We start from the raw sequence: 12,690 nt of genomic DNA, 5'->3' as shown, positions 1-12,690 counted from the left end.
AGAGCCAGGCAAAATGCTGAGCGTATTTCATGAGGTATGCTGAGAGTCTGAGGGAGTACTGTCGCCCTTGCCGCGACTATTAGCTATAGCGTTAGCTAAACGCTGTGAGAAGCGGGTCGGCGGACTAGGGGGCGTGGGTCCACGATCAGTAGGTCCACGATCAGTAGGCGCTGGTCCACGATCAGTAGGTCCACGATCAGTAGGCGCTGGACGTTCGTGTAGTTTACTAATACGGCCACCACTAACGCCCAGAACGAGCCATGTGTCTTCAATTTCGACAACCACAATTCGCTCGCGATTGCCTACTGCGGTGGTACCTACGATGCGTAAACGTGCACCATGGTCATAGCGATGATGTTGCCAGCGTTTGAGCAGTGATGTGCACAGCAAAATAATGGCAATCACCAACGCTAGTGCGGCGGCTGTTTTGCCTAATGCCGCCATGCCGATTAATGCATCACCGCCACTTAATGCCTCAAGGGGGGCTTGCGCACTAGAGGTCGCAACACTCATCGGTTTAGTTTATGAATGCGCTCGGATGGTGTAATAATCTCAGTAATACGGATACCGTATTTATCTTCGATAACTACTACTTCCCCCTGAGCAATTAGGTAGCCATTGATCAGGATATCCATTGGCTCACCCGCTAATCCCTCCAGCTCAATGACAGATCCTTGAGCGAGCTCTAATAGCTGCTTAATCGTCAGTTTGGTGCGCCCTAACTCAACGGTAAGCTTAACCGGAATATCCATGATCATCTCAAGATCACGGGAGGGAGTCGTACTTTTTTCTGCGCTCAGCGGGCGAAATACATCGTCGCTGGCTGGCTTGGCTTGAGGTGCCTCTGATTCAGGCTCATCTTCCGTATCGGCCTGCTCTGCAGCCTCCTGCTCTGCCATGGCAGCTGCCCAGGGGTCATCATCATCGCTTGCGGCATCAGCACTAGACGACGGCTCTTCTTGCTCAGACATGGCTTCCGCCCAATCGTCATCAGAGACTTTTTGATCGGGTTTATTAGGGTCAGTCATGCTTTGGGTTCCTTGGCTTTCTGTCGCGTTGAACCTTTAATAAAGTCCTTGGACGATACGTTATTCATAGCAGCATGGTCGATCATACGCACAACACGCAGGGCGCGCTGCTGGCGTTGACTGCCGTATTCACACTCCATCACAGGGACGCCGTCAACGCTGGCGGTGATCGTACTGGGAATGTCCATCGGCAAAACATCCCCCTTTTTTAGCCCCATGACGTGAGCAATTCGACTCGGAATTTGCGCAAAGTCAGCGACCAACTCAACTTCAGATTGGCGCAGCTCGCTGGCCATGCGACGTGACCAAGAGCCATCACTGTCATGATTGCTATCGTTGATCGGGTTAACCAATAGATCGCGCAGCGGCTCAATCATTGCGTAGGGCATGCAAATCTGAAAGCTACTGGATAGGTTGCCTACCTCAATATTGAACTTGGTATTGACCACAATCTCATTAGGTGAATTAGTAATATTGGCGAATTTAGACTGGACTTCGGAGCGCAGGAAGTGGACATCTATCGGGTATACTACCTTCCAAGCTTCTTGATAGGCATCAATCGCAAGATTGAGCAGGCGCTGGATAATACGTTGTTCGGTATTGGTAAATTCGCGCCCATCTGATTTCGTAACGAATCGCCCGTCTCCACCGAACAGGTTGTCTACTACCATAAACACGAGATTTGGTGGAAATACCACCAATGCAGAGCCCCGCATCGGTTTCATCGACACGATATTGAGGTTGGTCGGCACCGGAACGTTACGTGAGAAGTCGCTAAAGCTTTGATAGCGCACGGACTCGACAGTGATGTCTGAGCTGCGACGAATTAGGTTAAATAGCCCGTTGCGGAAATAACGAGCAAAACGCTCATTAATAAAATCAAGCGCATGCAGACGTTCGCGTATGACCCGATGTTGAGTCGACGGGTCATACGGTCGAATTTTTGTTTCGTCCTGAGACTTGGACGACGCCGGAGAGGGCTCTTCGTCTCCACTGACACCCTTTAGTAAGGCGTCAATTTCTTCCTGGGACAGTAGATCGTCCTGTGACATGAACGGCTCCAGTTCCCGAGGTTATTGCACAATAAATTCGGTAAACAGCACTTCCCTTAGATCTAGGGGGGGCTGATTTTCGGTGAGGGGTACGTTCAAACGACTAATAATTGCCTGTGCCAGCTCCTCTTTCCCCTCTGTCGAGGTGAGTTCGTTGGCTTGTTTGCCCGATAATAGAATTAGTAAGCGGCTGCGCACTTGCGGCATATGCTCTTCGATAATTGTTTTACTCTGTTCGTTACCCACTCGCAGCGTAATACCCGTATAGAGCAGGCGTGAACCATAGCGGTCATCAGCTAAATTAACAGTGAATGGCTCAATGCGTGTAAACACAGGGGGGGTAAGCTCGACCGTTTGCTGTTGAGCTTCGCCACTGTCGCTGCTGTTGCGCTGATCCAGCACTAGATAAATAGCCGCTGCTGCCCCTGCAGAGGAAAGCAGTACGAGAATGATCATTACCCAGAGCAGTTTTTTAGATCCGCCGCTTGATTCTGCCATTGTTGTTCCCATGATGTTCGCACATGACGCTAGCCAAGCATTATGCCTAACGCGGGTGATAATGAAGAAACGAACAGGCTCTCTTGGAGAGCCTATCTTTTGGTTTAGCTAGTTAACACGGTACTTACAATTAAACCATACTCATAGCGTGGTTATGTTTTAAGCATAAAGGTCCACACGCCCATCGAGTGCGATGGAGGAACCCCCAGATGGAGGTGTCCCGGTTTCACCCTCAACGCTAGTGACCCCGCTTTCACCACCAGCGCTTGAGCCTGTGCTTTGCTGAGCAAACGCTTCCTGTTGATTAGAAAAGCCTTGCTCACCCACTGATGTGTCACTTAGTGAAATTCCTTGTTCCGCCAGTGCTTCACGCAGTTGAGGAATCGCTTGTTCAATCACTTGTCGAACCTGAGCGTGAGCGGATAAAAATTGAGCTTGTGCGCCGTGTTCTGTCATTTTTAACGAGATAGAAAGTGGCCCAAGCTCAGCAGGATGTAGTTTCATTTGAACATGCTGCTCCCCCCCTCGCTGGACAAGCTGAACGAGCTGTTGACCTAGCTGTGACGGCCAGGCGGGGTGAGAGACAGGGGTGCCGATAGAGGAGGGCAGTGAGGCTCCCGTTGCTGCAGCAATAGGCTGTGGTGCGGCGTTAGCGTTAGGCAGGTTAAATGCTAGCTCGTTACCGCCGCTAATGCGCGCTGCTGCTTCTCCAGAGGCACCGCTAACCGCCAGAGCGCTAGCCATGGCTTCACTGCTGACGTGCACACTGGTGGCCATTGTTTGCATGGTTGATGCGGCAAGCGTATTTGAGGTTGTCTGCTGAGTGCTCGTATCTGTATTAGCAGCATTACCCAATGAAAGCGCTGCTATTTGCTGGCTGAGCGTTTCAGGGCGCTGAGCAGACCCATTAGACCCTGTGCTACTCGATAGCTGTTGGTAAGCATTGATGAGAGCTATCGCGTCTTTTTTGCCAATCGCTAACTGTTCGGCGATAGCGGCGACAGACGTTGTTTGGGTAGTAGTGGGGGACGGTAGGCCTGCGTCATCAGTAAAGGCAGCGACTAATGTCAGCCGACTGGAAATTTCCTGTAGAGCAGGTGATGGCATGTCCAACGTGTTGTCGGTAGCCGCCGCTGCAGCTAATGCTATTAGCGGTTCTGGGGTGCCTTGTTCAGCCGTTTGTAGCTGAGCAAAAAGCTCTGCAATCTCCTCTTGATTGAGCTTAATATCAAGTGACTCAAGTTGCTTGACTAAGCCATTCATCGTTTGAGCAGTTGTCTCAGCGGTTACTTGTTGATTACTAAGTGCTCCAAGACTTTGACTGCTTAATTTTTGGTTCATAGCCTGTGTAGTCAATTGCAACTGCCCAAATAGATCGGCAAGTGCACTTTCATCTAGCTCAATACCCAGCGATTCTAGGAGCGAGGTAAAATCACGCAGCGCCTGTTCTCCATCGGTGGATGGAGCGTTAGAAAGTGCGCCCATTGGGCGTTGGGTGTCTGTAGCCTGCAGCATGGCTTGGCGGAATAGCCCAGTGGGAAAGCCTTGAGCCTCCGTCGCTTGTGAGGCTGATGCGCCACTGCCCTGGCTGGGGTTCGCAGAAAGTAACAGTTGAATATTCATGGATAGGCTTCCTGACCCGGCGCTAAAGTGGTTTATCAGACTGTTGGCGAGCTACACGACTATTGACAAAGTCATCGGTTGATTTTTGCTCGTAACGCGCTTGGCGGCGATGCTCTTCTAATAGCCTACGTGAGGCCAGTGTATCGTAAGAAGAGAGCTTGCGCTGCTCTTGTTGCCAATGCTGCTGGCTCTGTTGTACGCGTTTTTGCTGTGCAGTCAGCGCCTGTCTAGCACGCACAAGGGCGGCATCCAACGAGGCTAAGAACTGCTGATAATTATACATGGTAGCGGGGTCAATGCCCTCACGCATGGCGTGCTGCAAACGCTCTGCATACTCTACTCGGTAGCGGTTGAGTGACTGCAGCTGGGCTTCCGTTTGCTGTTGGGTTTGACGCTCTTGGGCCAGCAGTTTTCCTGCTTGGTCGCGAGCATCACGGGCCAGGTCCGTCAGCATATCAAGCTGGTTATGACTCATTTAGCCTCCCACTACCGTGTGCAGGGCTTGGTAGGACTCCTCAAGCGTTGCACACTCGTCAATGTTCTGTTGAAGAAACCGCTCTAAGGCTGGAAAGCGATTCACCGCTTCATCCAGCCGCGGATCATGGCCTGGGCTGTAGGCCCCTACGCTGATCAGGTCGCGGTTACGCTGATAGCGTGAAAAAATCTGTTTAAAGGTACGCGCTTTTTGCTGCTGCTCCTGCGTCACGATGGCGGTCATTGCACGGCTGATAGAGGCTTCTATATCGATAGCAGGATAGTGCCCGGCTTCTGCCAGTGTCCGCGACAGGACGATATGACCATCCAAAATGGCCCTGGCGGAGTCAGCGATCGGGTCCTGCTGGTCATCGCCTTCTGTTAACACGGTGTAGAACGCGGTAATGGAGCCGCCGCCCCGCTCAGCATTGCCCGCCCGCTCTACCAAGCCGGGTAGCTTGGCAAAGACGGAGGGCGGATACCCTTTAGTGGCAGGGGGTTCGCCAATGGCTAATGCGATCTCCCGCTGTGCCATGGCATAGCGTGTAAGGGAGTCCATTATTAGCAGCACGTTGCGGCCAGAGTCCCTAAATCCTTCGGCGATACGTGTGGCGTAAGCGGCCCCTTGCAAGCGTTGCAGCGGCGAGGTATCCGCAGGCGCGGCGACAACAACAGCGCGTCGGCGCCCTTCTGGCCCCAAGATATTGTCAATAAAGTCCTGTACTTCACGGCCACGCTCGCCAATCAAGCCAACGACGATCACATCGGCCTGGGTATAGCGTGCCATCATGCCTAACAGTACTGACTTACCGACGCCTGAGCCGGCAAATAGGCCCATGCGCTGGCCGCGGCCAACGCTGAGTAGGGCATTAATGGCACGAATGCCGACATCGATTTGAGCATCAATAGGCGCCCGGGACAGCGGATTCAGTGGTCTGGATTGCAAGGTGGTGCGCTGGGCATCCTCAACACCTTCACGATCATCAAGCGGGTTACCATTACCATCCAGTACGCGGCCTAAAAGCTCGTCGCCTACTGGGAAGCGCCGGGCACTGTGGCCATTGCCATCAACAAGAGGGGTAACCCGTGCACCTGGCATCAGGCCAGAGATTTCTTCTAGCGGCATTAAAAACAGCTTTTCACCGGAGAAACCGACGACTTCAGCTTCTGCATGCTTGTGGCTATCGTTAAGCCGGCCATCTGCTCCTGGCAGTTCAATGTGGCAAGCGCTACCTACCGCCACTCGTAAGCCAACCACCTCAATCACCATGCCAGTCGCGCGCACAACCCGCCCACTGGTTCGGTAGTGGGGGAGTCGGCTCACACGCTGGCTGGTGCGCTGCAGTGCTTTACGCCAGCGGTGTTGGTGAGGGCAATTGAAGTGATTCATCGCGTTACTCGGACGGTGTCGCGTTGCCGCTATGTCGTTTGCGCAGCTGTGCATTAATATTTTGCCAGCGGCTCTCAAACGTCGCGTCCAGTTCGCCTTGGGCACTGGTAACGCGGCAGCCGCCACGGGCCAACTGATCGTCGGGTTGCAGTACCCAGCCAGCAGCCTCTAGCTCGCCACCAAGATGCTCTTCAACCAAGGTGTGGTCGTTTGGGTTAAGCCATAAACGCTGTTTACCGACTAACGGTGGCTCGGTATGCAGCAGCTCGCGAACGATGGACAAAATATGCTCAGGTTGCTCAGTTAGCGCGTCTCCTGCTAGCTGTTTGCCTGTTGCCAGGGCAAGTTCAGCAAGATCATGGGCGATTGTGTCATCAAGACGCTCAAGGGCATCTGAAAACTGCTTTGCCAATGATCCTAGCGGTGCGACCGTTTGACGAATTTGCTCTTTAAGCTCTTCGGCTGCTTGGTCGCGTCCCTCGCTCAGGCCTTTAGTAAGGCCCTCTTCGTGCCCGCGTTTCAGGCCCGCCTGATAGCCTTCTTCTTCGGCTGCCTGGCGAAGTTGCTCATAAACCTCTTGCCGCTGCTTTTCCTCACGTGCCCTTGCTTCTGCGGCGGCGCGTTGGGCAGCTTCCACTTTGCGCTGGTGAGCCGTGGGGCCTGAGGCATTTTGTTGAGATTTGTCACTAGCAGGCGTTACCAGCTCATCCATTTGCCAGCGTCGCCACTCGCCGTGGCGATCAAATTCAGGCGAATGAGTATTAGACATACTCGTCGTCTCCGCCCGCCAGGACGATCTCTCCGGAATCCGCTAAGCGGCGCACAATTTGTAGAATCGCTTTCTGCTCGGTTTCCACTTGCGAGACGCGGATAGGGCCGCGAGCCTCCATGTCTTCGCGAACCAAGTCGGCGGCGCGCTGCGACATGTTGCGTAGGAATTTGTCCACTAGGGCATCTTGAGCGCCTTTGAGCGCCACCACCAGCGAGTTGGTCTCCACTTCCTGAAGTACCATCTGAATCGCGCGGTTGTCCAGGTCGAGTAGGTTCTCGAATAGGAACATCTCGTCGATGATCTTCTGGGCAAGGTCTTCGCTGTGCGAGCGGACGGTTTCGATGGCCACCTCTTCTTGAGAAGAGTTCATCAGGTTGAGGATCTCTGCCGCAGTTCTTACGCCACCCATTTTGCTGCGCTTGAGGTTTTGGCCGTCCAGCATGCTGGTAAGCACTTCGGTAAGCTCCTGAAGCGCGGCTGGTTGCACGCCGCTAAAGGTGGCGATCCGAAGTACCACGTCGTTACGCAGTTTCTCTTCGAAGAGCTCGAGAATATCAGCGGCCTGATGGCGATCCAGGTGAACCAGGATGGTAGCGATGATCTGCGGATGCTCGTCGCGAATCAGCTCCGACACCATGGAGGCTTCCATCAGGTTGAGTGCATCAATACCTGAATTCTCGCCCGTGGTTTCGAGAATATCTTCAATTAGGCTAGTAGCTCGTTCACTGCCCAGTGCCTTAGTCAGTACCGAACGGATATGCTCGCTAGAGTTGAGGTTAAGCGCCACGAACTCTTCAGTTTCTTGATGGAAGGCTTCTAGCACGGCTTTCATATCATCATGGGAAACTTGATGAAGCCGTGCCATTTCCATACTGATCTCTTGCACTTCGCTGGCGCTAAGGAACTTAAAAATCTCAGCGGCGCTGTCTTCGTCCAGGGCCAGCAGAAGAATGGCGCTTTTACGTGCGCCGCCCATTTCAGCAATGCTAGTCATTAGCGTTCATCCAGCTGCGAATAATCATCGCGACCATACGGGGGTCTTCTTGGGCCATTTCTCGTAGGTCGTTAAGATTGTGTTCGTAAAGCGACGTTTTGCGACGGCGCTTGGGCTTGTTGCTATAGGTGTCCTCATCATCGCCCTCGCCTTCACCCTCGCTTTCCTGGTCATCTTCGTCGCTACCAACACTGGTGCTCAACGTGCTTCCAGGCGCTGCAGCGGCCATCACGGGCGGCTGGGTGTAGCGCTTGATTAATGGGCGCAAAATCAGCAGGTAGAGTAGCAATGCGGCTAGCGCAACCAGTAAGTAGCGCCCCAAATTGGCAGCTATCGCTAGGTTGTCGGGATGTTGCCACCAGACCGGTTCGACGCGGGTATCATCATCGCCAGCGAAGGGCGTGTTAACCACTTCCACTTGATCGCCGCGCAGATCCGAAAACCCCATTGCTTGTTGCACCAAACGCTCAATTTGGGCGATCTCTTCATCGCTGAGCGCGACTTGTTCAACCTCACCTTCTTCATTAGTAACGTCGCGAAAGTTAACAACAACAGCCGCTGAGAGGCGTTGTATCTGGCCAAGGCGGTGCTGAATATGCTCAATACTACGATCTACTTCGTAATTAACGACATCTTCTTGGCGCAGGTTGCGCAAAGCGCCTGGTTCGGTACCTGCATCGTCCGCAACATCACCCTCTTCCGGGTCTGGCTGGTTGATGGGGGAGGGGGCTACCCCAGGAGGAGTATTGCTTAACGCCCCAGGAATGCCGGTGGCCAATGGATCTTCGCCATCGTAAGAGAGGCTAAGCTGACGGCTGCGGACTGCTGATTCGTTAGGCGCCTGGTTTGGGCTGTAACGCTCGGAGGTTTGCTCACGGCGTGAAAAATCGATCTGTGCCGCTACTTGGGCGCGAACATTGTTGCTGCCAACAATGGGCGAAAGAATGTTCTCAATACGCTGCTGATAGGAGCGCTCCACTTCGCTGATGTACGCTAACTGCGTACCATCCAGGTCGTTACCCTGGGCGCTGTTGACAGTGAGTAGGCGGCCGTTCTGATCGACCACCGTCACATCTTCAGTAGCAAGCTCAGGCACACTGCTGGATACCATATGCACAATGGCGCTAACTTGCCCCTCGCCAAGGACGCGACCTGGCAAGAGATTCAACACCACAGAGGCTTTGGCAGGTTCGCGGTCACGGATAAAGACGGACGGCTTTGCCATCGATAGATGCACGCGCACACTTTCGACGGGGCCTAGTGATTCGATAGAGCGTGAAAGCTCGCCTTCCAGGCCACGCTGAAAGTTCACCTGCTCAGCAAATTGGCTAATCCCAAAAGCTTGGGTTTCCATAAGCTCTAGGCCAAGATTGCCGCCGCGGGGCAAGCCTTGCTCAGCTAACTGGAGCCTAAGTGTATGCACCTGCTCGCCGGGCACCAGCAGTGCCTGGCCCCCCTGGCTAAACTGATAGGGTACGCTGCGGCTATCAAGCTCCGAAATAATTCGTCCGCCATCCGCTTCGCTCAGGTTGCTGTAAAGCACACGGTACTCGGGGCTGCTAGCCCACATAAATAAAGCAGCCACAACGGCGATAGAGGCCGCTGCCGCAATCAATACAACCACTAACGGATTGCCGCGCAGCTGTTTCATGGTGCGCGCCAAGGCAGAGGGGTTGCTGGATTCGTTTTCCGCCGCTCCACTGCGAGAGGCGTTTGGTGTCGTGCTGTTTTGACGGCCTGCCGTAGCACCAGTTTCGCTCATGCGTCCCTCCAGAAGGGCAGGCAAAACGGGTGTCGGCCCAGGCGCATCACCAAAGAAGGCATAGGCTATATCCGTCAATCGCGGTTATCCGCTAAAAAGATGAAGCGGAATTGTGATGAACGCCATTATCCGGGGGTGTGTCGACCATAAATGAACGAAAAGCTTGGCTTTTTATACTCATTTGTACGTATGACGCTACTCCTACCAATGGTAGGCTTTTTGTACTAATTAATTTTCCGCAAAAATGAGGCCTGCGTATGAGTTCACCTTCTATACAGTCTGCGCTGCAACAGATGCAGGGGCTAGCGGCACAAGCGGCTCAGCCTATTAAAGGGGAGCATGTGGCAACCGCTGTTGGTCAAGGTGGCTTTGGAAGTGAGCTGCAGTCCTCTATACAGCGAATTAATCGGTTGCAGCAAGCGGCTAATACCAAGGCGATGGCGTTTCAGGCAGGCGAGCCAAACATCGAGCTAAACGATGTGATGGTAGATATGCAAAAAGCCAGTGTGGCCTTTCAAATGGGCATGCAGGTGCGCAACCGCCTAGTAACTGCCTATCGTGATGTGATGAATATGCAGGTATAGGGGGCGTAAAGTAGTTATGCGGCTAGCTGGGTGGGTAGTGGGAAGGCGAACGCTTAGGCTGGTACGTTATCGCTTTTCAAGGCGCCCGCAGCGTTCGCTTGGTTTCTATGCTTTAAGAGAGATCAGTTTTCCTTGCAGTTCTTCTAGCCGCTCGGCCAGTAGCAGCACTTCTTCTGCTGGTATTTGTCGTATGACGTCACCCGTTTCTCGATCAATGACCCTTGTAATGATGCGAGCCGATTGTTCGCTAATATCAAATTCCAACCCACGGGGACGCATGACATCGTTAATGCGCTGTATCGGTTCAACAAGCGCTTCTTTTGTGGCCTTATTGCCATCTGCTGCTGCTTCATCGCCGCTTGGGGTGACTGGAGGTAGGGGATCGATAGCGGGGCGCGTAGAGCGTTCCTGCGATAAAGCGGCTGTTATTGCTGGTGTGGCTGAGTCAATGGATAGTGGGCTCATGTACAACGTTCCTCTATTAAATAAGCCCGCCGGGGGGCTAGGCAACGTAACCGAGTAAAGGCATTGAGGCCGTTTACCGTCTGGTGATGAGCCTCTTTTTCAATCTATCGGCGCGTTTGTCACAAACTTTATCCTTTTACTATAGATGAAAAGAAAAGTGTTATGAGTCCTATGGCGGACATGCGGCTCGATAAAGGCTTCTGTTATGCTCTGCTGCTTTGTGATGAGCGTTAACGTATAACGCGTCTGGGGAAAGCGAGGCACGCATGGCAGTCCAACAAGATGAGTACGAGAGCGTCACTAGCCCATCGGTAATCAGCTCTCTTCTGAATACTATGATAGAGAGCGGTGGGGTGACTCTCTGCTTGGCCACTCCTGATGCGCGTCCAGAGCCAGTGGTCTTGATGGAGCAGCACGCGGGCGAAACGCTGGTAATGGATCTGTCATCGGTTGACTACCTGCTAAGTCGTTTACAGCAGGGAGAGCAATTTTTTTTGCGGGGTCAGTCACAGGGAAAAGTGGTGCGGACACCGCTGTTATCTTTGACGGAGACCCGTCGTTCTGGTGGTCGTTTTCTTTGTTGTAGTAATTACCCAAGTTCGGTCGAAGTGCTGCAACGACGCGAGTCATATCGTGCTGAATTGCGCATGGGAATGGTGGTGTCTGCACTGGTTGTTGGTGAGAGTGGTGAGAGTGCCCAGGGGGAGCTCCGTGACCTCTCCCAGGATGGGTGCCAGCTTGAGTTGCCATTAACAGCAAGCGGTGTTTTGGCTGAAACGCAATACTCGCTCAAACTTGCGTTTACCTTTCCAAACGGCACTTACTTTGAAGTGAATGGCGTTGCCCGCCATCAGAAAACTGATCCCGAGCGGCACATGCTACGCGTTGGCTTTCGCTTTGCAGGGTGCACTTCCGAGCAGGAACGGCAGATTTGGTACTTTGTCTGCGAGATTGAGCGTGAAGCTGCGCGTTATAAAAAGGAGGCGCAGGAGGAGCGGCAGCCATCGCCTCTGTTTGAGCAGCCGGGCAAACGCACTCCAGATACTGAGCACATAGGACGGCGCGATATACGCCGCTATGCCACACCGATGGCAAGGCGTTTGGTTAAGGTAGCTGCTTATCTTGATGCACAGTTGCTCATGCTTCAGCAAGGCAGTGATATTGATTCAAGGCAGCTCTCTCGTAATGCGGACCGCTTACTGATGCTGCATGAAGAAGATCGAGAGGGACTGCTGTTTGCCTCCCGCTGTTTGTCTTTAGAGCCGCTGCTGGTAAGGCACGGGATTGCTGTTGCAGTCCATTTGCTGGATTTAGTAGGAGCCAATATGCCGCGGGATGTGCGCAAGGCGATCGTTGCCAGCGGGCTGGTGCATGATTTGGGTAAGGCGCTTATTCCTCAGGTCGTGTTCAAAGCGCCAAATTTTGAAGCGACACATCGGCAGGCATTAAGTGAGCATGTTTCCCTCTTGATGGCTCGGCTACATACCTGCCAATGGCTGTCTGCTACGGTGGCGCAAGCGGTCATTGGGGGGATCAACGAGCGGCTTGATGGTAGTGGCTATCCGGCAGGAATCACCGGGGATGATATTAACGAGTTGGCGAAAGCCAGTGCAGTGGTTGACGTTGTTGAGGCGATGCGGCGAGATCGCCCAGATCGCCCGGCCCGCACGGCGCAGCAAATTTACCGCCACTTGCTGGCTCATCCGCATCAGTTTGATCGCCGTTGGATGAGGCGTTATGTCGAACATTTCAAGGTCCTGCCGGTGGGGTCGTTAGCGCTTTTCTCTAGTGATCAGCTTGCCTGGATTTTGCGCCTTGATGATAGTGGGGCGCCAGCAGAGGTGGTGCTGGCCCAAGCAGCTGAGCCGCCAATGCGCGATAATTTAGGGAGTGTGTTGCGTGGCGATGTTTTTGAGCGACTAGGCAAGCCTGTCAGAGAAGTGGCGGTTTCTACATAGGACGCCGAATTCAGGCAAGCAGCTAAATTAAAAAGTAATCAGGCATTAAAGTCTGCTGTGGCTTCGCCGATATATTTAATAGCTGAGCAT

13 protein-coding genes are annotated in these 12,690 nt (G+C 53.3%); 2 read left to right on the top strand and 11 right to left on the bottom strand.

The features are described 5' to 3' along the window. Positions 1 to 27: 27 nt before the first annotated feature. The 10 genes from fliO to fliF form a co-directional block, all read right to left on the bottom strand. Positions 28 to 513 (bottom strand): flagellar biosynthetic protein FliO, encoded by a 486-nt coding sequence (fliO, locus tag ACIGG6_RS07045; protein ID WP_399843455.1) that lies wholly within the window; start codon positions 511 to 513, stop codon positions 28 to 30. Then, positions 510 to 1,028 carry a flagellar motor switch protein FliN gene (gene fliN, locus ACIGG6_RS07040; protein WP_253502276.1) on the bottom strand — a complete coding sequence of 173 codons (519 nt, stop codon included), beginning with the start codon at positions 1,026 to 1,028 and terminating at the stop codon, positions 510 to 512. Before fliN ends, fliO begins: the two co-directional genes overlap by 4 nt. Further along, positions 1,025 to 2,080 carry a flagellar motor switch protein FliM gene (gene fliM, locus ACIGG6_RS07035; RefSeq protein WP_044629580.1) on the bottom strand — a complete coding sequence of 352 codons (1,056 nt, stop codon included), beginning with the start codon at positions 2,078 to 2,080 and terminating at the stop codon, positions 1,025 to 1,027. The genes fliN and fliM overlap by 4 nt, the downstream gene beginning before the upstream one ends. A gap of 21 nt (positions 2,081 to 2,101) precedes the next feature. After that, positions 2,102 to 2,578 (bottom strand): flagellar basal body-associated protein FliL, encoded by a 477-nt coding sequence (fliL, locus tag ACIGG6_RS07030; RefSeq protein ID WP_089675597.1) that lies wholly within the window; start codon positions 2,576 to 2,578, stop codon positions 2,102 to 2,104. A gap of 159 nt (positions 2,579 to 2,737) precedes the next feature. Continuing rightward, entirely contained in the window at positions 2,738 to 4,201 is a 1,464-nt protein-coding gene (locus ACIGG6_RS07025; RefSeq protein WP_399843454.1) for a flagellar hook-length control protein FliK, read from the bottom strand. A gap of 22 nt (positions 4,202 to 4,223) precedes the next feature. Continuing rightward, on the bottom strand, positions 4,224 to 4,676 hold the full coding sequence (fliJ, locus tag ACIGG6_RS07020; protein WP_399843452.1) for a flagellar export protein FliJ: 453 nt from the start codon (positions 4,674 to 4,676) through the stop codon (positions 4,224 to 4,226). Then, positions 4,677 to 6,065: a flagellar protein export ATPase FliI gene (gene fliI, locus ACIGG6_RS07015; RefSeq protein ID WP_253502287.1), complete on the bottom strand. Its 1,389-nt coding sequence runs from the start codon at positions 6,063 to 6,065 to the stop codon at positions 4,677 to 4,679. Between the two features lie 4 nt (positions 6,066 to 6,069). Beyond that, a complete protein-coding gene (locus ACIGG6_RS07010; protein ID WP_253502290.1) occupies positions 6,070 to 6,834 on the bottom strand; it encodes a flagellar assembly protein FliH in 765 nt (254 codons plus the stop codon). Continuing rightward, the gene (gene fliG / locus ACIGG6_RS07005) at positions 6,827 to 7,831 is read right to left on the bottom strand and encodes a flagellar motor switch protein FliG (RefSeq protein ID WP_083026272.1); all 1,005 of its coding nucleotides are present in this window, start codon (positions 7,829 to 7,831) and stop codon (positions 6,827 to 6,829) included. Before fliG ends, ACIGG6_RS07010 begins: the two co-directional genes overlap by 8 nt. After that, positions 7,824 to 9,593, bottom strand: coding sequence for a flagellar basal-body MS-ring/collar protein FliF (fliF, locus tag ACIGG6_RS07000; RefSeq protein ID WP_399843449.1), 1,770 nt, complete (start codon positions 9,591 to 9,593; stop codon positions 7,824 to 7,826). Before fliF ends, fliG begins: the two co-directional genes overlap by 8 nt. A 257-nt stretch (positions 9,594 to 9,850) precedes the next feature. Between fliF and fliE the strand changes: the two genes are divergently transcribed. Further along, positions 9,851 to 10,177 carry a flagellar hook-basal body complex protein FliE gene (gene fliE, locus ACIGG6_RS06995; protein ID WP_253502296.1) on the top strand — a complete coding sequence of 109 codons (327 nt, stop codon included), beginning with the start codon at positions 9,851 to 9,853 and terminating at the stop codon, positions 10,175 to 10,177. Positions 10,178 to 10,282: 105 nt separating this feature from the next. Here fliE and ACIGG6_RS06990 read toward each other — a convergent pair whose 3' ends face one another. Beyond that, the gene (locus tag ACIGG6_RS06990; protein WP_052509943.1) at positions 10,283 to 10,642 is read right to left on the bottom strand and encodes a flagellar protein FlaG; all 360 of its coding nucleotides are present in this window, start codon (positions 10,640 to 10,642) and stop codon (positions 10,283 to 10,285) included. 266 nt (positions 10,643 to 10,908) lie between these two features. Between ACIGG6_RS06990 and ACIGG6_RS06985 the strand changes: the two genes are divergently transcribed. Next, positions 10,909 to 12,600, top strand: coding sequence for an HD domain-containing phosphohydrolase (locus ACIGG6_RS06985; RefSeq protein ID WP_253502299.1), 1,692 nt, complete (start codon positions 10,909 to 10,911; stop codon positions 12,598 to 12,600). Positions 12,601 to 12,690 lie beyond the last annotated feature (90 nt).

The organism is Vreelandella lionensis, assembly GCF_044543515.1.
GTDB classification, from domain to species: domain Bacteria; phylum Pseudomonadota; class Gammaproteobacteria; order Pseudomonadales; family Halomonadaceae; genus Vreelandella; species Vreelandella lionensis.
Note: the sequence above shows the minus strand (reverse complement) of the source record. Positions and strands in the feature narration are given on the sequence as shown.

Excerpts from the sequence above, each read along its gene's own strand:
- fliI (WP_253502287.1), bottom strand. The coding sequence starts at position 6,065 with ATGAATCACTTCAATTGCCCTCACCAACACCGCTGGCGTAAAGCACTG.
- fliO (WP_399843455.1), bottom strand. The coding sequence starts at position 513 with ATGAGTGTTGCGACCTCTAGTGCGCAAGCCCCCCTTGAGGCATTAAGT.
- fliL (WP_089675597.1), bottom strand. The coding sequence starts at position 2,578 with ATGGCAGAATCAAGCGGCGGATCTAAAAAACTGCTCTGGGTAATGATC.
- ACIGG6_RS07025 (WP_399843454.1), bottom strand. The coding sequence starts at position 4,201 with ATGAATATTCAACTGTTACTTTCTGCGAACCCCAGCCAGGGCAGTGGC.
- fliN (WP_253502276.1), bottom strand. The coding sequence starts at position 1,028 with ATGACTGACCCTAATAAACCCGATCAAAAAGTCTCTGATGACGATTGG.
- ACIGG6_RS06985 (WP_253502299.1), top strand. The coding sequence starts at position 10,909 with ATGGCAGTCCAACAAGATGAGTACGAGAGCGTCACTAGCCCATCGGTA.
- fliE (WP_253502296.1), top strand. The coding sequence starts at position 9,851 with ATGAGTTCACCTTCTATACAGTCTGCGCTGCAACAGATGCAGGGGCTA.
- fliJ (WP_399843452.1), bottom strand. The coding sequence starts at position 4,676 with ATGAGTCATAACCAGCTTGATATGCTGACGGACCTGGCCCGTGATGCT.
- fliF (WP_399843449.1), bottom strand. The coding sequence starts at position 9,593 with ATGAGCGAAACTGGTGCTACGGCAGGCCGTCAAAACAGCACGACACCA.
- fliM (WP_044629580.1), bottom strand. The coding sequence starts at position 2,080 with ATGTCACAGGACGATCTACTGTCCCAGGAAGAAATTGACGCCTTACTA.
- fliG (WP_083026272.1), bottom strand. The coding sequence starts at position 7,831 with ATGACTAGCATTGCTGAAATGGGCGGCGCACGTAAAAGCGCCATTCTT.
- ACIGG6_RS07010 (WP_253502290.1), bottom strand. The coding sequence starts at position 6,834 with ATGTCTAATACTCATTCGCCTGAATTTGATCGCCACGGCGAGTGGCGA.
- ACIGG6_RS06990 (WP_052509943.1), bottom strand. The coding sequence starts at position 10,642 with ATGAGCCCACTATCCATTGACTCAGCCACACCAGCAATAACAGCCGCT.